Here is a 19,389-nt window from a genome sequence, read left to right as displayed (position 1 = left end):
TTATGCCCTGTTGGAAGATCGTTGTTGTTCGACGAGGTCGGCTGGAGCGGCAATCGCGATGAAGCCCTTGGCATCGCGATCGACCAGCAGCACGCTGGCGCCGATCGGCAATGCCTCGGACTCCGCGCTGGCGCGCGCCGACACGGTGTGCCAGTTGCCGAAGACATCCTTGAGACGGACCCGGCCGGGCAGGCCCTGATCGAGCGGGCCGACCGACACGGTTGCGACCTTGCCGACGAAGTCGCTGTCGTTGACCGCATAGCTCTCGTCGCGCGGAATGATGCGGGCGAGGCCGCGGCTGGTATTTCTGATCACTGGGATGCTGCCTGCGGCAGCAACCACCGCGGCAAGCGAGACCGGGATGGCGGTGCCTGCGGCATGCGCCAGTCCCTGAAGCAGGAAGCCTCCGATCGAGAAGATGCCGAGGATCAGGATGATCAGGATCAGGAGGGGAAGCCGTCCGGCGTTGATCCAGAGAAACAGGCCACCGAGAGCATTGTGGCTCTCGGCCTCGACCGCGAAATCCTTGCCGATCAATTCGCTGATCGAAAGTCCGACCATGGTGCTGAGCAGTTCGATACCGCCAAGTGCCACCATGATCGCAGCCGCGACCGCGAAGGGCCGCACGTCGGGGGCGAGCAGAATGTCGCCAACTGCACTCATTTTTCTGACTTGATCCTTTCAAGCCGCGCCGCGATTTCCTTTTCGCGATGCAGGCGATCGAGTTCGTCAAGCTGCTTGTCGCCGAGCACGCTTGCAGCGGGAACGCCGGTGACCCGGGCGATCGCCGCCATGGCACGCTCAGCACTCAATGTATTGGTCGCGGATGGGCCCCGGCCGGTTTCGTCCTGGGCCTCGCGGATCAGGCTTTGTTCGAGGTCGGCCAAGCGCGTCTCAGCCTCGCGGCGCGCGCCGAGCATGGCCTGCAGTGCCTTGGTCTGCTCGTCGATTTCGAGCTCGATGAAATCCATCGCGCGTTCCAGCGCGATCACCTGCGACTCCAGATCAATTTGCCGTGCAACGCCGGCGCGCGCGAGATCCTCGCGATTTTCCGCAAGTGCGAGACGAATCTTCTCGTTCAGATTGGTCGTTTCGGTATCCAGTTCTTCGCACCGCTTCTTCAGGCGGAATTCTTCGGCGCGCGACTTGCCGAGCGCGTAGCGCGCCTCGTCGGCGCCGGCGTCGATCTCGCGGATCGCCTGTTTGACCAGCGCGACCTTGTTGTTGTTCTCGACATTGTCGATGGTCTGGCTCGCGATGGCGGCAAGAAGCCGGCCCATGCGCGCAAGGATGCCTTCGTGAAGCATGGTCTTCTCCTCCGGTTGTGCTGATTTCGATTTGACGGCGATGTGGATTTCGTAGCCGCGTCCATCCGAGATCAAATGGGCCGGGAAGGGGCTTTCCCAGCCCGAGACATATCCCGGGACATCGAACGGCACCAAGACGCGTCCGCTGACAGTGCTAATGGTCAGTGAAGTTGGGCCCTTGATCGCAAACAACTTGTCGTCGAGCGGTATCCGGCGGACGGCGGCGCCTGCGATGTAATTGGCGCGGTCGCGCAGGCCGAGCGTCACCAGCCGTGCGGGCAGGCCGGTCTCCTTGCGGATCTTCTCGTAGGCCTGGGCGTGCAGCGAGACGAGGTTGGCACCGACAGGGGCGACCTCGGCGAGGATCGCCATCATCCGGTCGTAGGCCGCAAAGGTCGCCTCGATCGCCTCGATGCCTGAAGGGTCAGGGGCGAGGGCGTAGCGCAGCGTCGCGGTGGGCGTCTCGACGGGCAGCTTGATCATGCATCTAACGTAAAGCACTTCCTCAGTGCTTTACAAGGGCGCCTGATATCATTTTCGTGAGCCTAGATGCAGTTGCAAATGAGTTGCAATAACGGGAGAGATCGGCCATCCTTGGGGGATGGATGCTCGGACCCCTGAACTGTCTTCCGTTTCCGTTCCCAATGCCCTGCCAGGCGGCTGGCGGGGCGATGCCGGACATGTGCGCAGCCTGCCTGAGGTGAACGCGACCGTCGCGGTGCCGTCAGGCGGTCTTTGGTGGCGGCGGCTGCTCGCCTTTGTCGGTCCGGGCTATCTCGTCTCGGTCGGCTACATGGACCCCGGCAATTGGGCGACCGACCTCGCCGGCGGGTCGAAGTTCGGCTACACGCTGCTCTCCGTCATCCTGCTCTCGAACCTGATGGCGATCCTGCTCCAGTCGCTGGCCGCGCGGCTCGGCATCGTCACCGACCGCGACCTCGCGCAGGCCTGCCGCGGCACCTATTCACCGGCGGTGAACTTCCTGCTCTGGATCGCCTGCGAGGCGGCGATCATCGCCTGCGATCTCGCCGAGGTGATCGGCACCGCGATCGCGCTGAAACTGCTGTTCGGCATTCCCCTGATCGGCGGCGCATTGCTCGCCGCGCTCGACGCCTTCCTGCTGCTGCTCCTGATGAACCGCGGATTCCGTTTCCTGGAAGCCTTCGTCATCGCGCTGCTGGCGGTGATCGCGGTCTGCTTCGTGGTCCAGATCGCCGCCGCTGCGCCGCCGATTGCCGGTGTGATCGGCGGCTTCATGCCGTCGCGCGAGATCTTCACCAATTCCGACATGCTCTACATCGCGATCGGCATCATCGGCGCGACGGTGATGCCGCATAATCTCTACCTGCACTCCTCGATCGTGCAGACGCGTGCCTATGAGCGCAACGACACCGGCCGGCGCGAGGCGATCAAATGGGCGACGACGGACTCCACCATCGCCCTGATGCTGGCGCTGTTCATCAACGCCGCGATCCTCGTCGTGGCCGCTGCGACCTTCCACAAGAGCGGTCATTCGGATGTCGCCGAGATCGGCCAGGCCTTCGAACTCTTGTCGCCGCTGCTCGGCCTCGGCATCGCCTCGACGCTGTTCGCGGTGGCGCTGCTCGCCTCCGGCCTGAACTCGACGGTGACGGCGACGCTCGCCGGCCAGATCGTGATGGAAGGTTTCCTCGACCTGAAGCTGCCCGACTGGCTGCAGCGGGTCGTGACCCGCGGCATCGCGATCGTCCCTGTCATCGTGGTCGCCGCTCTCTATGGCGAGCGCGGCACGGCGGATCTGCTGGTGTTCAGCCAGGTCGTGCTGTCGATGCAGCTGCCTTTCGCCGTGATCCCTTTGGTGCGCTTCGTCTCCGACCGCCGCAAGATGGGCGCGTTCGCGATTTCGCGTCCCGTCGCGGTGGCGGCGTGGATCGTCGCCGGGCTGATCGTGGTCCTGAACGTGAAGCTGCTGATCGATACGTTCTTCGGCAGCTAAAGCGCGATGCGATCAGGATGAATCGTCATCTCGCTTCAGGTTGTTGTTTAAGCATGATCTTTTCGGAAAACCGCTGCGCACTTTTCCGGATCAAGCTTTAGTCCTGCGGCTCGGCGAGCACCTCGCCTGACGCGTCGATGCGCAGCCAGCCTGAGGGTGCAAGGCGCTGCTGCGGCAGGAAGCGGGCCTTGTAGTCCATCTTCTTGGAGCCTTCGATCCAGTAGCCGAGATAGACGTAAGGCAGGCCTTGGCGGCGGGCGCGCGCGATGTGGTCGAGGATCATGAAGGTGCCCATCGAGCGGCTGACCTGGTTCGGCTCGAAGAACGAATAGACCATCGACAGGCCGTCGCTGAGCACGTCGGTGAGGGCGACCGCGATCAGCTCCTCGCCGCGGCCGGTGAGGCCGCTGTCGGGGCCGCGCTTGCGGTACTCGATGATGCGGGTCTCGACGTGGCTGTCCTCGACCATCATGGCGTAGTCGAGCACGGTCATGTCGGCCATGCCGCCGTGGCGGTGGCGGGCGTCGAGATAGGCGCGGAACACCGAATATTGCTCGGAGGTGGGCACTGCGCTGCGCTGCTCGCCGATGATGTCGGCGTTGCGCGCCATCACTTTCCGGAAGCTGCGGGAGGGCCGGAACTCGTTGGCGATCACCCGGACCGAGACGCAGGCGCGGCACTGGTCGCAGGCCGGCCGGTAGGCGATCGACTGGCTGCGGCGGAAGCCGCCGTGGGTCAGGAGGTCGTTGAGGTCGCCGGCGCGGTCGCCGACGAGGTGCGTGAACACCTTGCGCTCATGCCGGCCGGGCAAATAGGGGCATGGCGAGGGCGCCGTGAAATAGAACTGGGGAGTATCACGCGAATGCTGGGTCACGTCAGATCGTCGGGCTCCATAAACAATACAGGCAGCCGAGTGAGCATCGCCCCCCTGAGGCTAACGGTCAATTGGTTTAGGCGGGCCTAATAGGAGGTCCGCGCGGCCGGGGCGACCGGGGTCCGAACCGAGCTGTTGATAATGACGGTTCCGAGGATGATGTCGTGCAGCAGGCGACGGCGGCCGTTGAACAGGCCGACCAGCACCACGAAGGGCGACAGGAACGAGACCGTGATCCAGAACAGCACGGCATGGGTGGCGCCGAGCACGAAGTAGCCGGGCGCGCCGTACCAGGTGCGCAATTCCAGGTCCATGACCCGCATGCCGATCGTCGCCGACGACGGACCGCCGATGCAGGCGCCGTAATAGACGATGGCCCAGATGACTGAGGCCGGCCAGGCGATCCAGAACAGCGCCCAGCCGAGACCGAGCGTGACGAGGCCGAACACCGCGATGAAAATCACCGCGAGGATCACCGGCACCGACAGCACGAACAGGTCGATCAGGAACGCAAACACGCGTCGCGTCAGCACGCCGCGGAACAGATCCGGCTGCATCGACGGATCGAACGCATGCGGAGGAACGCCGCCGTCGCTGCGCCAGGCTTCGTTGCGCCAAGTGCCGCCGTCATTGCCGTAGGACATGACCAACCTCCGATGAAAGTCCCGCGCAGGACATGGGAACAGGAGGCGCGTTCGCCAAGCCTGCGCGAACATTAACTAGCCGAAATATTCCGGCGATTCGGGGGCTGGATTGAGCGGTTCTACCTTCACGCCGTCATTGCGAGCGGAGCGAAGCGACCCACTTGTCGCAATACGTCAGCTCTCCGCCTTGATCTTTTCGGCGGCCTTTGGCGCGAAATAGGTGAGGATGCCATCCGCGCCGGCGCGCTTGAAGGCGAGCAGGCTCTCCATCATGGCACGTTCGCCGTCGAGCCAGCCGTTGTTCGCGGCGGCCGCGATCATCGCGTATTCACCGGAGACCTGATAGGCGAAGGTCGGCATCGCGAACGTATCCTTCACGCGGCGGATCACGTCGAGATAGGGCATGCCGGGCTTCACCATCACCATGTCGGCGCCCTCGGCGATATCGAGCTCGACCTCGCGCAGCGCCTCGTCGGTGTTGGCGCTGTCCATCTGATAGGTGCGCTTGTCGCCGGTCAGCGTCTTGGCCGAGCCGATGGCGTCGCGGAACGGGCCGTAGAAGGCGGAGGCATATTTGGCCGCATAGGCCATGATCTGCACGTCGCCGAAGCCGTTGTCGTCGAGCGCCTCGCGGATCGCACCGATCCGGCCGTCCATCATGTCGGAGGGCGCGATGATGTCGCAGCCGGCCTCGGCCTGCACCAGCGCCTGGCGCACCAGCACGGCCACCGTCTCGTCGTTGAGGATCTTGCCGTCGGAAATCAGGCCGTCATGGCCGTGGCTGGTGAAGGGATCGAGCGCGACGTCGCAGAGGATGCCGATCTCCGGAAACTCCTTCTTGATCGCACGTACCGCCTGGCAGACCAGGTTGTCGGGGTTGGTGGCTTCCGAGCCTTCCTCGTCGCGCAGGGACGGGTCGGTGTAGGGAAACAGCGCGATGCAGGGGATGGTCAGCTTCATCGCGCGCTCGGCCTCGCGGACGATCTGGTCGACGGTGAGCCGGTCGACGCCGGGCATCGAGGCCACCGACGTGCGGGTGTTGTGGCCATCGACCACGAACATCGGCCAGATCAGGTCGTTGGTGGTCAGCACGTTCTCGCGCACCAGGCGGCGGGCCCATTCCGACTTGCGATTGCGCCGCATCCGGATCGTGAGGTCGAGCGAGGGTGAGGCGAGGGCATCGCTCTGGCGCCGGGGCGCATCGCGCAGTTCGATCGGGCGCCCGAATTTGATCGCCATGTTGTCTTCTCCTCGACGGACGGCTGGTCTGGACCTGATATAAGTCCGGTTCTAGCACCTGTCAGGGCCGCCGTCATTGCGCCGCTATTGCATCCGTGGCGCCCTTGATTTGCCGCAACGGCAATTGATTTTGCGTCCCCGGCGGGCCAAGACTGCGCCCATGAACCCCATTTTGCAGCCGCTCTGCGGCGATTCGGATGTCTGACACCTCTGCACGCGATCAGGCGCGGGACAACGCCATCTCGGTGAGCGCGATCTCGTCCGACCGGATCGAGCCGGACGACAATGCGTGGACGCGGCGCCTCGTCATCTTCCTGCGCATCATGGCCGTCGTCTCGGTCGCCAAGGGTCTCTATCACTGGGCCCAGGTGACGGGGTTCGTCGGCGGCGAGGACGAGGCATTCGAGAACCAGTCGATGGCCTGGCAGGCCGCGACCGTCTACTTCGCCGTGATCGAGCTCGTGGCCGCGGTCGGCCTCTGGCTCGCCACGCCCTGGGGCGCGGTGGTGTGGCTCACGACCGTGGTGTCGATGGCCGTGATCGAGCTGATGTTCCCCGGAATCTACGGCGGCAGCCTCGTCGTGGTCGGCGTCGAGGTCTTCATGCTCGCCGCCTATCTCGCGCTCGCCTGGATGGCCGCGCGCGAACGGCCGCCATAGGCCGGCGTCAGTGATGGCCTGTTGCCCCGTGGCGACAGCGCGACGAATAGCTGACGGCGGCCGGCAATATTTGGCAGCCGTGCGCGCAACGAGAAGACAGCATCGCTGGTTCTGATAGGTGGGTGCCGACAGATCGCATCCGTTTGAGACAACCCCTTCCGGGACGTCTCTACGGGACCTGCCGTCGGGGCCCATTTCACCGGATCTCGGCGCGTGTGCCGGCCGGCTTTGCGCGGGCCGACGGCGGAACCGGTCTGGCCCCCCGCAACAGATCAGCATCGCTTGCGCGCATCGCGTGCACGTCCCGCCGATGCACTCCGATAAAATTTTCAAAGAATTTTCCGGTAACCGATCGGTCACCGTAAAGGGTTCCCTCATACCCGTTACGCCACCGTTTCGAATTCAGACGATGCTGTTTCCGAATGTGACAGGGCAGGCAGACGAAGCGTGAACAAGGGTCCGCCACCGTCAATGAAAAGTTGCGAAAAGCCTTTGATCCATGGGCTTAATCCGCAATTCACTGTCTTAAATTCATGATCTCTTTATTCTCTTATTTAAGCCGATCTTCAAACGAGCCCCTTAAGTTGCACCTATCAGGCGGGACACAAGTTTCGTCGAATAAGTGTCGATAAAAACGACAACAGGGGAAGTGTCATGATGAAAGCCGTCGCGACAACGGCGGCGGATGCCGCCGATCGCGCTACCGGTCAAGCTCCGGTGCAGTCGCTCTATCTGGAAGCTTTGACTCTGGTGGAGCGGCTGCATCGCCGGCTCCTCGACGTGATCAAGGATGAATTCGATCGCCGCGGCCGTGCGGACATCAACTCGGTCCAGGCGCTCTTGCTCTACAACATCGGCGACAAGGAGCTGACCGCGGGCGAGCTGCGCACGCGCGGTTACTATCTCGGCTCCAACGTCTCCTACAATCTGAAGAAGCTCGTCGAGCTCGGCTTTCTCGATCATCAGCGCTCGCGCGTTGACCGCCGCTCGGTGCGCATCCGCCTGACCCCGCAGGGCCAGGAAGTCCGCCGCATCGTCGACGCGCTCTACCAGAAGCACGTCAAGACGGTGGAGCAGGTCGGCGGCATCTCCGGCGACGAGTTTGCGACCCTCAACAAGTCGCTGCACCGCCTCGAGCGGTTCTGGACCGATCAGATCCTCTATCGCCTCTGAGCCTTCCTGTTTTCGCCTGATGGCCAAGCCGGCCGCGCGAGAAGACCGGCAGCCTTCCTCCAGTCAACGCATCGGTCATGCCCGGCCGATGCGTTTTTCATGCTGCACGTGTTTCATGCTGCACCTGCGAAAATAAATGGGTCCCAGCGAGGAACCAAGCCGTTGCCGGAGCTTTATCCTGTCTCGCGGCGTGAACGAAATCTAATCGGATCTCGTCACGCTCGGATTTTTTAGACGCGTTTTCTTCACGCGAACCGGTGTCCACTTCGCTTGAAAACGCTCTGATGGAGAAGCAGGACATGCTGGTCGAGCGCGGGATCGAGGTGCTGAATGTCGAGGTCGTCGGTGACGCCTACGCGATCGCCTCGAACTATCTGCGCAAATCCGGCGCCATTCCCGACAATTTCGCCACCAATGAGCGCTTGCTCGGCATCATCGTGAAGCTGTTCCAGCGCGGTGAGATGAATCGCCTCCGCCTCGCCAACAAGGCGATCGCGAAGTTCGAGGCCGAGACGCTGGTGGTCGCCTGAGCGTCAACCCGGAGACTTCAATGGAAGCCGCTATCGATCGGATCATGCAGACGTATGATCTGCTGCTCAACCGCACGCCAGCTGCGAGCGAGGAAGCGCGGGCGAAGGTGACAGAGTACGTGCAGACGCTGTTCGACGCCGGCGAGCGCGATCCGCATCGGTTGACAGTGTGCGGCCTGACCTATCTGCGCCAGCTCGACGGCAGTACCGACCATGTGAAGGCCGGCTATACCGGGCTGTAGCGGCGCGCCTGGTTTCGCACTCTGTCTCGGCGGATGATCCAGTATTCCAGACGGTGCTTGAGCCAAGAAGCCGCGGGCGTACAGGATCGCCAACCTGGCGATGACGGTGCGGGCTCCTCACACACGATCGTCGTCCTGGCTTTCGCCAGGACGACACTGAGTTTGTCGCACCTCAAAACTGAAATGGAGCAACCGAAACCGCCAACTTTCCGTCGCTCGATTTCTGCACGGTGAATTCGACTTCCTTGGAAGCCTTGATGTCGCCCACAGAGACCGAGATGCCGCCTCTGCATTGCAATGTTCGCTTGTCCTCACTGGCCGACGTCGTGACGATCTCTTCATCGAGGAGGTATTGTGGCTTTGAGTTTTCCGCAGTGGGCTTTGCCGTCGATTCCCTGGCGGCGAAATTGACAAGCGGATTGCGGTGATCGTTGGAGATGGTCTGGAGCACGGCCTTCCGGGTTTCGATTGAATCGCACTCGAGTTGATCGCCGCAACCACCCAGAACAACCAGAATCGGAAAACCCAGAAACCAAAGCAGTCGTGACGGCATGCCAAGTGACTTCTGTGGGATGGATGGTTTCCGACAACCGGCCCAACGGAGCATGGTTCCTGCGCTCGGCGCGGCCGCTCCGAGTTGTGGCCCGCCCGCGACCGACAGGAACGCTGATCTTGCCGCTCCGTTGGTCCTCGATTGGTTGTGAGGAGCCGATCATGCGCACAACTGTCCTGTTCGCTGTCTTGACGTTTCTCCTGGCGTTCGGCGCTGCAGGACTGGCAAATGTGAGCCCGGCCAGCGCCCGGGATTATCCCTGGTGCGTGCAGGGGCGCGGCGTCGGCTATCCCGGCGATTGCATGTACCAAACCCGCGCCCAGTGTCTCGCGTCAGCTTCTGGAAGGAACGTGACCTGCGGGATCAATCCTCGCGCCGCATATGGTCAGCAGCGGCGGGGATATCGCTACCGCTATTGATTGTCTCGCCGATGGCGCGCGCGAGGCGGATGGGGAAGGGCGCACCCGACGGGGGATGCGGTTAGCCGGGGCCGCTTTTTGAGCCTGCCTTTTTGAAACCTCTATTGCCCTATGGATAAGTGTGGCCTTTCTGAGGAACGCGCACAGCCAGTGGCGTGCGGGGAAGGTCTCCAAACTCGGACGAGTCGTAGTCTCGGCCTTCAGGTGTCACGATGTGGATGTCGTAACACTGCGACCGTGAGAGCTCCTTTGCCTTGCGCAGAGCTGCCTCGGCCGTGCCACGACGGTGCACGATCTCTCCAAACTTGCACCTAGCTTTTACGGTGAAGCTCATCTTTCTTCTTTTTCTTGTTTCGCTTGACGACCTCGGCCTGAGCCCGGAAGGCTTGGGCGAGGCTCTTCATTTGCTCGGCCGCGAATTCGTCAGCCGTCCGCACCGCCGCCTGCTCGGCGGTCTTGGCCTGCTTCTTCAGGTCCTTGGCTATGCCCATGCCCTGTAACTTCCACGCCGTTTCGCTAGTTCCTTCCGTCTGATCTCATTGACGCGAAGCTGGCGGGAACTTTTCACGCTCCCGGGCTTTTTGATTTTGCTTTTGGGGCAGCCAAACGTCAGCGTTGGAGAGAGGAGCCATGAAGCGACGACGCCGGGTTAGGCAGATATTCCCCCTTGAAAAACGCCTTGCCCAAGAAGCAAAACGGCTACGTCAACGGGCCAAGAACCTTCCTCCCTGTCGAGAGCGAGAGACCCTTTTGAGGCAGGCGCGGCATGACGAAACCACCGCCAATTTGACGGCGTGGCTACTGTCCCAAGGTCCGCGGACACCCATCTAGGAGGACGCTCAATGCATACAAACCACCACCATATCGACGGTGTGGAGATTGCCTTTGTCAGCGCTGCGACCGTGTCGCTTGTGGCGCTGATCGCCTCCATGGCCTGGCTTTTGTTAGGTTGAAACTTGCCAGGGTTCGACCAAGTGCTCCATCGAGAATCTTCGTTCGGTGGTCGTGGCGGCCTCACCTTGAGGTGCCGGCTTTGCGTTCTCTTCCGTCCGCCGATCGGCTGTTGCGCGCAAGACACTCGCTTTGGGATATCCCGGCGGCGATTTACATAAGCTAATGCTGGAACCGCGCGGTTCTTGATGGATGGGGGAGCCTGCCTCCAATAGCTCAGCCCCGGATCAGGCAAATGGCCCCAGCACCGGCCTCCAGGCCCCCAAAGGTGCTGGGGCCATTTCGTGGTTTGGCGCGTGACCTGATGCGTTTCGGGCGAGCTTCGACAGCGCCACCATCCAGTGAGTGATCTGCCGCAGCGTCCCGTCTGCCCTCGGTGAGCAGACGGGACGCCGTCGGTGTTACTTGTTCTCCGGCTTCCAGGTCGTGCTGGCGCGATCGTATTTGAAACCAGGTGCAGCCTTCAGGCTGTCCTTGGTCTCGTCGAGCGTAAGCCACCACTTGTCGTCCTTCTTTTGAGACTTGACGGCCGTGAACGGCACGATCACGTCCTTCTCGCCGGCGCCGAGGAAGCCGCCGACACCGACGACGAGACCGGTCACCTTGCCGGACTTGTCGACAAGCACGTCGTCGATCGTCCCGATCTTGGATTCCTTCGGGTCGTAGACATTCTGCTTGTAGTAATTGGTGATGGTCGAACTGTCCGCCGGAGCGGCGGGCATGGTGGTTGCCGCATGCGCGGCGGTGGCGAATGCCGCAGCCATGATGCAGCCGATAGCCAACTTCTTCATAAGAGGTCTCCTTGCCTTCAGTGCATATGGCCGATCAGGTAGATGCCGCCGCCGATCACGATGATCGCCGGCACGGCCCAGAGAATGATGACTGGCATGCGATCGCCTCCTAGTATGAGCTGCAGACCTTGACGCTCTTCATGCCGGTCTCGGCTTCGGTGCGCGTCTTGTAGACAGTGCCTGACGGACTGACGACGGTGGTGGTCGTGTCGACCGGCTTCTTGTCGACGATCGTGCACTTCTTCGTCTTCACGTCCTGCACGACGTAGAATTCATCCGCTGCAAATGCCGGCGAGACGAAAGCGGCAAGCAAAGATGCCGCGACAATGGTCTTAAACTTCATGTTCTCTCCTCCAATAGCCGTACCAATCGGCGGAGGTGGAACGAGAGAAAATGGCGAAGGTTCCTAGAACCGAACTTGCGTTGCCGGGCCGCGCCGAATCAAAGCAAGCGAAAAACGATCCGAGAGGGTGCGGCGATTTGCAGCACTCGCTAGCCGCGCCCTGCGGCTTGCCGAAGGCTGTGGCGAATGGTCGCTAGGGGACACGCAGACGCGAGATCGGCGAGCAATTCCTGATCCGAAGGGATCGCGCTGTCCGAGTGGCGATGCGATCACGTGACCGGATGCAGCCGGCGATCGGCAGGCTGCTTTCCGAAAATTCTGGAGGAAGCCCCATGATGCCGTCCCACATGCGCCTGTTCGGCGCGGTCGTCGCGCTGTTGCTTGGGACGAGCGGTCCGGCGCCCGCCCAGCAACTCGAGCTCAAGCTGATGGCACCGGCAGCTCCGGGCGGGGGCTGGGACCAGACCGCGCGCTCGATGCAGCAGGCCCTGGTGGCTTCAGGCGTCGCGCGCAGCGTGCAGGTCACCAACGTTCCCGGTGCCGGTGGCAGCGTCGGCATCGCGCAGTTCGTCAATGGCGCCAGGGGCGACGGCAACCAGCTGATGGTCAACGGCTTCGTCATGGTGGGCGCGCTCGCCATGAACAAGTCGCCGGTGACGCTGGAGCAGGTGACGCCGATTGCCCGCCTCACCGAGGAGATCCAGGTGATCGTGGTTCCCGCGAACTCGCCGATCAAAAATGCGCAGGATCTCGCCGCCGCGGTGAAGGCCGATATCGCCAGGGTCACCTTCGCCGGCGGCTCGGCCGGCGGTGTGGACCATGTGATGGCAGCGCTGTTCGCCGGCGCCGTCGGCGCAGATGCGAAGAAGATCAACTACATCCCGTTCTCCGGCGGCGGCGAATCGCTGGCGGCGATCCTCGGCGGCAAGGTCACCGCCGGCATTTCGGGCCTGAGCGAATATGAAGGGCAGATCAAGTCCGGCAAGCTGCGCGCGATCGGCGTGACCTCGGAGAAGCGCATTGCCGGCAGTGACATCCCGACCTTCAAGGAGCAGGGCATCGACCTCGTGATTGCCAACTGGCGCTCGGTGGTCGCGCCCCCCGGCATCACGCCGGAACAGCGCAAGACCTTGAGCGATGCGGTCGAGAAGATGGTGAAGTCCGACGCCTGGAAGGAGATCCTCAAGCAGAAAGGCTGGGAGGATGCGTATCTCGGCGGCGACGCTTTCGCCGACTTCCTGAAGAAGGAAATCGTTCGGGTCACTGACGTGCTCAAGTCCGTCGGCCTCGTGAAGTCATGACGCCGGACGCGGCGTCTGAAAATCTCCGGCCCGCGCCGGCGCGACGCGTCGATCGCGCCGGCGTTGTCATCGCGGCCGCGCTTGCCGGGCTTGCCGCGGTGCTGGTGTGGGACGCCAGCAAGCTGCCGTCCACCACGATGTATGGCATGGGGCCGGAGGCGATGCCGGTCGTCATCGCGATCGGCCTTGTCATTCTGGCGATCGGCAATCTGATCGACGCGCTGCGCGGCAACCTGCCGCCGCGCGAGAGCATGGATCCGAAACCGGTGGGGCTGATCATCGGCGGCCTGGCGCTCCTGATCGCCATCATCGGCTTTGGCGGCGGTTTCATCCTCGCCACCTCGGCGCTGTTCGTCACCACGTCGGCGGCGTTCGGCCGCCGCGCCGTGCTGGCCGACACCGCCATCGCGCTCGTGATCACGACGCTGATCTATCTCGCGTTCGACCGCCTGTTGACGCTGAGCCTTCCGGCCGGGCCCCTGGAGCGACTGCTGTGATGGACACTTTTGCCGCGCTGGCCCACGGCATGGCGGTCGCCGTCCAGCCGATGAACCTGCTTTATGCGCTGATCGGCGTGTTCCTCGGCACGGCCGTCGGCGTGCTGCCCGGCATCGGCCCGGCGCTGACGGTCGCGCTGCTGCTGCCGGTGACGTACAAGCTCGATCCCGGCGGCTCGCTGATCATGTTCGCCGGCATCTATTATGGCGGCATGTATGGCGGCTCGACCACCGCGATCCTGATCAACACGCCCGGTGAGAGCGCCTCGATGGCGACCGCGCTCGAGGGCAACAAGATGGCCAAGGCCGGCCGTGGCGGGCCGGCGCTTGCGACCTCCGCGATCGGCTCTTTCGTCGCCGGCACCATCGCCACCATCGGACTCGCCTTCCTTGCGCCGTGGCTGGTCGATGTCGCCGTGCGCTTTGGCCCAGAGGATTACTTCGCGCTGATGTGCGTCGCCTTCGTCACGGTGTCGGCGACCTTCGGAGATTCGCCGGTTCGTGGCCTGACCAGCCTGTTCATCGGCCTGACGCTGGGCCTCGTCGGCATCGACAAGCTGACCGGCCAGGCGCGGCTCGCGTTCGGCGTTCCCGAGCTGCTCGACGGCGTCGAGGTGACGACGCTCGCGGTCGGCCTGTTCGCGGTGGGCGAGGCGCTCTATGTCGCATCGCGCCGCCATCATACTGAGGAGAAGCTCGAGCCGGTGCGCGGCTCGCTGTGGATGACAAAGGAAGACTGGAAACGATCGTGGAAACCGTGGCTGCGCGGCACCATGTTCGGCTTTCCGATCGGCGCGCTGCCTGCGGGCGGCGCCGAGATCCCGACCTTCCTGTCCTATTCGACCGAGAAGCGCCTGACCAAACACCCCGAAGAATTCGGCAAGGGCGCGATCGAAGGTGTGGCGGGACCGGAAGCGGCCAACAACGCCTCCGCCGCGGGCACGCTGGTGCCGCTGCTCACGCTCGGGCTGCCGACCTCGGCGACCGCCGCGATGATGCTGGCGGGTTTCCAGCAATACGGCCTCAATCCGGGGCCGCTGCTGTTCGCCGAGCGGCCCGATCTGGTGTGGGGTCTGATCGCGAGCCTCTTCATCGCCAACTGCATGCTGCTGGTGCTCAACCTGCCGCTGGTCGGACTGTGGGTGCGCCTGCTCGCGATTCCGCAGCCCTGGCTCTATGCCGGCATCCTCGTCTTCGCGACCATGGGCACCATCGCCGCCAAGCCGTCGGTGGTGGAATTATCGATGCTGGCCGGCTTCGGCGTGCTCGGCTTCTTGATGCGCCGGTTCGATTTTCCGATCGCTCCCGTGGTCGTCGGCCTGATCCTCGGCCCGATCGCGGAAAGCCAGTTGCGTCGCGCACTCGCGATCAGCCTCGGCGATCCCATGACGCTGGTCCAAAGCCCGATCTCGGCGACGCTGCTGGCGGTGGCGTTGATCGCGCTGCTGGCGCCCTTCGTGATGAAGGGGCTCGGGCGATTCAAGGCGAACGAGGATTAGGGCGCGACCAGACCGTAAAAGGCCCGCTCCGGGGCTCGCATTTCGGAGCGGGCCAGTCTGGGCACGGCAAATATCGCCGCGACGCGAAAACTAGCGCGACAAGCTGACACCACCCTGACGACAGCGAAAAAAGAGAGGCGGCCGAATGCCGCCTCTCGGTCACATGATTTTCCGTGAACTGAAAGTTCAGCTCACCACTTGTAGGAGACGCTGGCGGTGACGCGCCGGCGATCGCCGTAGAAGCAGGACGTGGTCGACGCACAGCTCGCGACATAGATCTTGTCGGTCACGTTCACGACATTGAGCGCCGCGCGCCAGTTGTTGTCCCATTCGTAATGCAAGGCGAGGTCGCCGAGCACGACCCCCGGGACCCGTGCGGTGTTCGCGGTGTCGGCAAAGGACGAGCCGACATAGCGCACGCCGCCGCCGAAGCCGAAGCCCGTGAGCGGGCCGTCGCGGAAGGTGTAGTCGGTCCACACCGATGCGAGCTGCTGCGGCGCGTTGGTCGGCACGGTGCCGATCAGCGCGGGGTTGAGGTCCTTGCTGACGAACAGCTCGTAATTGGTGTAGCTCGCCACCAGCTTGAAATCGCGCGTGATGTTCGCGACCGCCTCGAGCTCGACGCCGCGCGAGGTGACTTCGCCGTTCTGGGTCTGGAACAGCGGGTTGTTCGGATCGGTTGTCAGCGCGTTCTTGCGCTTGAGGTCGAAATACGCGACGCCGAACCGTGCGTTGAGCCCGACCGGCTCGTACTTGACGCCGACCTCGGTCTGCTCGGAGGTTTCCGGCAGCAGCAATTGGCCGGACGCGGTGGTGCCGATGACCGGATTGTAGCCCGTCATGTAGGAAACGTAGGGCGCAACGCCGCTGTCGAAATTATAGATCGCGCCGACACGGCCGGAGAACTGGCTGTCGTCGCGGCCCTGGGACGCGCCGATCCGGTTGTTGTTGGTGAGATCGACCCAGTCCTGGCGTCCGGACAGCACGACCGTCAGGCGGTCGAGCTTGACCTGATCCTGCAGATAGAGACCGGCCATGCCCTGGGCGAGATAGGCGTTCTGATACAGCGGGCCGCTGTACGGCAGGTTGGTGCCGTAGACCGGATTGAGCACGTTGAGATTGGTGCCCATGCCAAAACCCTGGCGGTCGTCGATGCCGTAATATTTCAGGTCGACGCCGACCAGCGCGGTGTGCTGCAGCGCGCCGGTGGTGAAACGGTATTCGAGCTGATTGTCGAGGTTGAGCTGGGTGGCGATGCCGCGGGTGTAGAAATTGCCGCGGGCGATGTCGGCGGCGGCCGGCGTCGTCGCGTAGCCGAGCCCGTAGAGACCGGCATAATAGACGTCGACATGCGCCATGCGCGCATTCTGGCGGAAATCGACGCTGTCGGTCACGCTCTTCTGGAACTGGTAGCCGACCATCTGCTGGTCGCGGCGGAACTGGTCGGCGCTGGGATCGCCGACGAACAGGCTGGTCGGAATCCGGCCGAACGGCGCGTTGGTGACGGTGCCGACATAGGGCAGGAAGTTCAGCGCGCGCGTGTTGCTGTGCGAGGCCATGCCGAACACGGTGAGGCTGGTGTCGGCATCGGGCCGCCAAGTGACCGACGGGGCAAAGAAGAAGTTGTTGTCGTAGACATAGTCGGTCTGGGTGCCGCCGCCCTGGGCCTGGCCGACCAGGCGGTACTGCACCTGGCCGTTGCCGGGCTGCGCCGTCGCGCCGCCGATATCGAACTGGGTATAGGCGTTGCCGAAATTGTTGACGCCGGTCTCGATGTAACGGATCGGCTCGGCCGGCGGCATCTTGCTGACTGCGTTGACGAGGCCGCCCGGCGCCGAGCCGCCATACAGGATGCCAGACGGACCGCGCAGCACCTCGACGCGCTCCATGTTGGACGGCGGCAGCCGCCAGCTCGCATAGGACGTGTAGAACAGCTGCAGGCCGTCGAGGAACAGCGACTCGTTCTGCGCGGGGAAGCCGCGGATCATGAACCAGTCGTTGCGGAAATCGGCGCCATAGGTGCCGCCGATGACGCCCGGCGTGTAGCGCAGCACCTCGTCGAACTTGCTGACGATCTTCTGGTCGCGGATCTGCTCGGCGCTGATCACCGACACGGACTGCGGTGTTTCCATGATCGGCGTGTTGGTCTTGGTGCCGCTGGCGCTCAGCCGCGCCAGATAGCCGGTGACCGGGCCGTTGGCGCGTTCGTGCCCGCCGCCGGCGCCCGTGGGCTGCTGAGCGGTCTGAGGCTGCGCGCTCACCGGGGCGGCCGTCGTGCGGCGCGAGGCGCTGCGTGCGCGCGTGGTCCGTTGCGAGGACTGCTGCGATCGCGCCGCTTGCCGCTGCGGCGCTTCGACTGTCACGGACGGCAATTGCGTCTGGGCGAAGAGATCGTCCGCACCGACAACCGAAAACACAACAACAGCCGAAGCAGCAAACCGCTGCGGCCGAATCCACCTGCACGACATTTATTCCACGCTCCGTAAAAAATCTTGAGCGAGTCGTTATCACGGTGATTTTCGCGAGCAGCCTGCGTGCGGTTAGAAGCTGTCGAAGTTGCGCGCAAAGCTTGGCTGTGTGACCGGAAGACAACGGCGTATGACGCGCAACTGCACGCATCGCGTGAGAGCTTTGAATCGATCCAGTGTTGAACGATTCAAAAATCGAACGATTCAAAAATCGTCTCGCCGTCTCGTGAGTCGATGCATCGCGATCGCGCGCGACTTGATCAAGCGAGTCCGAAGTTGCGTGGTTGCGCGTGCAAGACGTTGAAACCTCGAGGCGATCGTTGTCTCGTCCGCGGCCCCGCGCGGTCGGGAAGGGGTGTCACGTTCCATTCGGCGGCTGCCACAGCCGTGCTGGCCGCGCGGCGGGAACCGGGCGGTGGGGGTGGCCGTCCGGCCGGCTGGCAATCCCCGCCATCCCCACCATATCTGGCATAATTGACCGGCAGGGACCGCAACCGCTTGGCCATTTTGGGGCGATGTGATAACGCTCTGAAACCAGCTTCGACCGCCACTTGTGACCGTCCGCATCCCGCCTAAAGGCTTGCGGCGGTGGAGATATTTCGCCGATGACCTCATCCAGCAAGACCGCTTCCGCGCCCGATTCCTTCTTCACCGCGACCCTCGCCGAGGCCGATCCCGAAATCGCTGCCGCGATCAAGGGCGAACTCGGCCGGCAGCGTCACGAGATCGAGCTGATCGCCTCGGAAAACATCGTCAGCCGGGCCGTGCTGGAAGCGCAGGGTTCGGTGATGACCAACAAGTACGCGGAAGGCTATCCGGGCGCGCGCTATTACGGCGGTTGTGAGTGGGTCGATGTCGCCGAGAACCTTGCGATCGATCGCGCCAAGAAGCTGTTCGGCGCCAATTTCGCCAATGTGCAGCCGAACTCCGGCAGCCAGATGAACCAGGCGGTGTTCCTGGCGCTGCTGCAGCCCGGCGACACCTTCATGGGGCTCGATCTCGCGGCCGGCGGTCATCTCACCCACGGCTCGCCCGTCAACATGAGCGGCAAGTGGTTCAAGGCCGCGCACTACACCGTGCGCCGCGAGGACCAGATCATCGACATGGACGCGGTGGCCAAGCAGGCCGAGCAGGTCAAGCCGAAGCTGATCATCGCCGGCGGCTCGGCCTATTCGCGCGCCTGGGACTTCAAGCGTTTCCGCGAGATTGCGGACAGCGTCGGGGCGTACCTCCTGGTCGACATGGCGCATTTCGCCGGGCTCGTCGCCGGCGGCGTGCATGCTTCGCCCGTGCCGTATGCGCACGTCACCACGACGACGACGCACAAGTCGCTGCGCGGTCCGCGCGGCGGCCTCATGCTGTGGAATGACGAGACGCTGACCAAGAAGCTCAATTCGGCGATCTTCCCGGGCCTGCAGGGCGGTCCCCTGATGCACGTGATCGCGGCCAAGGCGGTCGCCTTCGGCGAGGCGCTGCGTCCGGACTTCAAGGTCTACGCCAAGAACGTCGTCGAGAACGCCAAGGCCCTGGCAGAGACCTTGAAGGGCCATGGTCTCGATATCGTCTCCGGCGGCACCGACAATCATCTGATGCTGGTCGATCTGCGGCCGAAGGGCCTGAAGGGCAACGTCTCGGAGAAAGCGCTGGTCCGCGCGGCCATCACCTGCAACAAGAACGGCATTCCGTTCGACCCGGAATCGCCCTTCGTCACGTCAGGGATTCGGCTCGGCACGCCGGCGGCGACCAGCCGCGGGTTCGGCGTGGCCGAATTCCAGCAGGTCGGCGGCATGATCGCCGAGGTCCTCAATGCGGTCGCGCAGTCCTCCGACGGCAAGGCGCCGCTGGTGGAAGCTGCGATCAAGGAACGGGTCAAGGCGCTCACCGACCGGTTCCCGATCTACCAGTAAGGCTAGGCCAAGGTCCC

The 19,389-nt window shown here is 63.5% G+C and carries 20 protein-coding genes; 10 read left to right on the top strand and 10 right to left on the bottom strand.

Annotated elements, in window-relative coordinates:
• Positions 1–663, bottom strand: a complete 663-nt coding sequence (locus RX327_RS22350) for an OB-fold-containig protein (protein ID WP_050384938.1) — start codon at positions 661–663, stop codon at positions 1–3.
• A complete protein-coding gene (locus tag RX327_RS22345) occupies positions 660–1,790 on the bottom strand; it encodes a PspA/IM30 family protein (RefSeq protein WP_050384937.1) in 1,131 nt (376 codons plus the stop codon). Before RX327_RS22345 ends, RX327_RS22350 begins: the two co-directional genes overlap by 4 nt.
• A gap of 118 nt (positions 1,791–1,908) precedes the next feature.
• On the opposite strand from RX327_RS22345, the gene RX327_RS22340 reads away from it, so the two are divergent.
• On the top strand, positions 1,909–3,282 hold the full coding sequence (locus RX327_RS22340; RefSeq protein WP_317247136.1) for an Nramp family divalent metal transporter: 1,374 nt from the start codon (positions 1,909–1,911) through the stop codon (positions 3,280–3,282).
• Between the two features lie 97 nt (positions 3,283–3,379).
• On the opposite strand, the gene RX327_RS22335 is transcribed toward RX327_RS22340, so the two are convergent.
• The 3 genes from RX327_RS22335 to hemB form a co-directional block, all read right to left on the bottom strand.
• Positions 3,380–4,156 carry an arginyltransferase gene (locus RX327_RS22335; RefSeq protein ID WP_317247135.1) on the bottom strand — a complete coding sequence of 259 codons (777 nt, stop codon included), beginning with the start codon at positions 4,154–4,156 and terminating at the stop codon, positions 3,380–3,382.
• Between the two features lie 86 nt (positions 4,157–4,242).
• The gene (locus RX327_RS22330) at positions 4,243–4,800 is read right to left on the bottom strand and encodes an RDD family protein (protein ID WP_317247134.1); all 558 of its coding nucleotides are present in this window, start codon (positions 4,798–4,800) and stop codon (positions 4,243–4,245) included.
• A 174-nt stretch (positions 4,801–4,974) separates the two neighbouring features.
• Positions 4,975–6,039: a porphobilinogen synthase gene (gene hemB / locus RX327_RS22325; protein WP_317247133.1), complete on the bottom strand. Its 1,065-nt coding sequence runs from the start codon at positions 6,037–6,039 to the stop codon at positions 4,975–4,977.
• Between the two features lie 197 nt (positions 6,040–6,236).
• Here hemB and RX327_RS22320 point away from each other — a divergent pair, with 197 nt between their 5' ends.
• The 4 genes from RX327_RS22320 to RX327_RS22305 all read left to right on the top strand — a co-directional run bounded on the left by RX327_RS22320 (position 6,237) and on the right by RX327_RS22305 (position 8,643).
• Entirely contained in the window at positions 6,237–6,698 is a 462-nt protein-coding gene (locus tag RX327_RS22320; RefSeq protein ID WP_317247132.1) for a DUF6163 family protein, read from the top strand.
• 654 nt (positions 6,699–7,352) lie between these two features.
• The gene (gene ldtR / locus RX327_RS22315; RefSeq protein ID WP_317247131.1) at positions 7,353–7,871 is read left to right on the top strand and encodes a transcriptional regulator LdtR; all 519 of its coding nucleotides are present in this window, start codon (positions 7,353–7,355) and stop codon (positions 7,869–7,871) included.
• A gap of 299 nt (positions 7,872–8,170) precedes the next feature.
• Positions 8,171–8,401, top strand: a complete 231-nt coding sequence (locus RX327_RS22310; RefSeq protein ID WP_028333858.1) for a hypothetical protein — start codon at positions 8,171–8,173, stop codon at positions 8,399–8,401.
• Positions 8,402–8,421: 20 nt separating this feature from the next.
• Positions 8,422–8,643, top strand: coding sequence for a hypothetical protein (locus RX327_RS22305; RefSeq protein WP_050384934.1), 222 nt, complete (start codon positions 8,422–8,424; stop codon positions 8,641–8,643).
• A 172-nt stretch (positions 8,644–8,815) separates the two neighbouring features.
• Here the strand turns inward: RX327_RS22305 and RX327_RS22300 are convergent, their stop codons facing one another.
• Positions 8,816–9,196 (bottom strand): hypothetical protein, encoded by a 381-nt coding sequence (locus RX327_RS22300; protein WP_050384933.1) that lies wholly within the window; start codon positions 9,194–9,196, stop codon positions 8,816–8,818.
• A 161-nt stretch (positions 9,197–9,357) separates the two neighbouring features.
• Here RX327_RS22300 and RX327_RS22295 point away from each other — a divergent pair, with 161 nt between their 5' ends.
• A complete protein-coding gene (locus tag RX327_RS22295) occupies positions 9,358–9,615 on the top strand; it encodes a DUF3551 domain-containing protein (RefSeq protein ID WP_082190610.1) in 258 nt (85 codons plus the stop codon).
• A 311-nt stretch (positions 9,616–9,926) separates the two neighbouring features.
• Here RX327_RS22295 and RX327_RS22290 read toward each other — a convergent pair whose 3' ends face one another.
• The 3 genes from RX327_RS22290 to RX327_RS22280 form a co-directional block, all read right to left on the bottom strand.
• The gene (locus RX327_RS22290; RefSeq protein WP_016845008.1) at positions 9,927–10,106 is read right to left on the bottom strand and encodes a hypothetical protein; all 180 of its coding nucleotides are present in this window, start codon (positions 10,104–10,106) and stop codon (positions 9,927–9,929) included.
• An 861-nt stretch (positions 10,107–10,967) separates the two neighbouring features.
• Complete coding sequence (locus RX327_RS22285) at positions 10,968–11,357, bottom strand: PRC-barrel domain-containing protein (RefSeq protein ID WP_028340955.1); 390 nt, start codon at positions 11,355–11,357, stop codon at positions 10,968–10,970.
• A gap of 109 nt (positions 11,358–11,466) precedes the next feature.
• Positions 11,467–11,700, bottom strand: coding sequence for a hypothetical protein (locus RX327_RS22280; protein ID WP_028333862.1), 234 nt, complete (start codon positions 11,698–11,700; stop codon positions 11,467–11,469).
• Between the two features lie 335 nt (positions 11,701–12,035).
• Between RX327_RS22280 and RX327_RS22275 the strand changes: the two genes are divergently transcribed.
• From RX327_RS22275 to RX327_RS22265, 3 genes are read left to right on the top strand one after another with little or no spacing between them, the layout of a single operon-like run.
• Positions 12,036–13,001, top strand: coding sequence for a Bug family tripartite tricarboxylate transporter substrate binding protein (locus RX327_RS22275; RefSeq protein WP_410712195.1), 966 nt, complete (start codon positions 12,036–12,038; stop codon positions 12,999–13,001).
• On the top strand, positions 12,998–13,498 hold the full coding sequence (locus RX327_RS22270) for a tripartite tricarboxylate transporter TctB family protein (RefSeq protein WP_317247130.1): 501 nt from the start codon (positions 12,998–13,000) through the stop codon (positions 13,496–13,498). Before RX327_RS22275 ends, RX327_RS22270 begins: the two co-directional genes overlap by 4 nt.
• Entirely contained in the window at positions 13,498–14,997 is a 1,500-nt protein-coding gene (locus RX327_RS22265; RefSeq protein WP_317247129.1) for a tripartite tricarboxylate transporter permease, read from the top strand. The genes RX327_RS22270 and RX327_RS22265 overlap by 1 nt, the downstream gene beginning before the upstream one ends.
• Positions 14,998–15,188: 191 nt before the next feature.
• Here RX327_RS22265 and RX327_RS22260 read toward each other — a convergent pair whose 3' ends face one another.
• Positions 15,189–17,465 (bottom strand): TonB-dependent siderophore receptor, encoded by a 2,277-nt coding sequence (locus RX327_RS22260; protein WP_317247128.1) that lies wholly within the window; start codon positions 17,463–17,465, stop codon positions 15,189–15,191.
• Between the two features lie 605 nt (positions 17,466–18,070).
• Between RX327_RS22260 and glyA the strand changes: the two genes are divergently transcribed.
• The gene (gene glyA, locus RX327_RS22255) at positions 18,071–19,372 is read left to right on the top strand and encodes a serine hydroxymethyltransferase (protein WP_317247127.1); all 1,302 of its coding nucleotides are present in this window, start codon (positions 18,071–18,073) and stop codon (positions 19,370–19,372) included.
• The last annotated feature ends 17 nt before the right edge of the window (positions 19,373–19,389 follow it).

It is taken from the genome of Bradyrhizobium sp. BEA-2-5, from assembly GCF_032918025.1.
GTDB lineage: Bacteria > Pseudomonadota > Alphaproteobacteria > Rhizobiales > Xanthobacteraceae > Bradyrhizobium > Bradyrhizobium pachyrhizi.
Note: the sequence above shows the minus strand (reverse complement) of the source record. Positions and strands in the feature narration are given on the sequence as shown.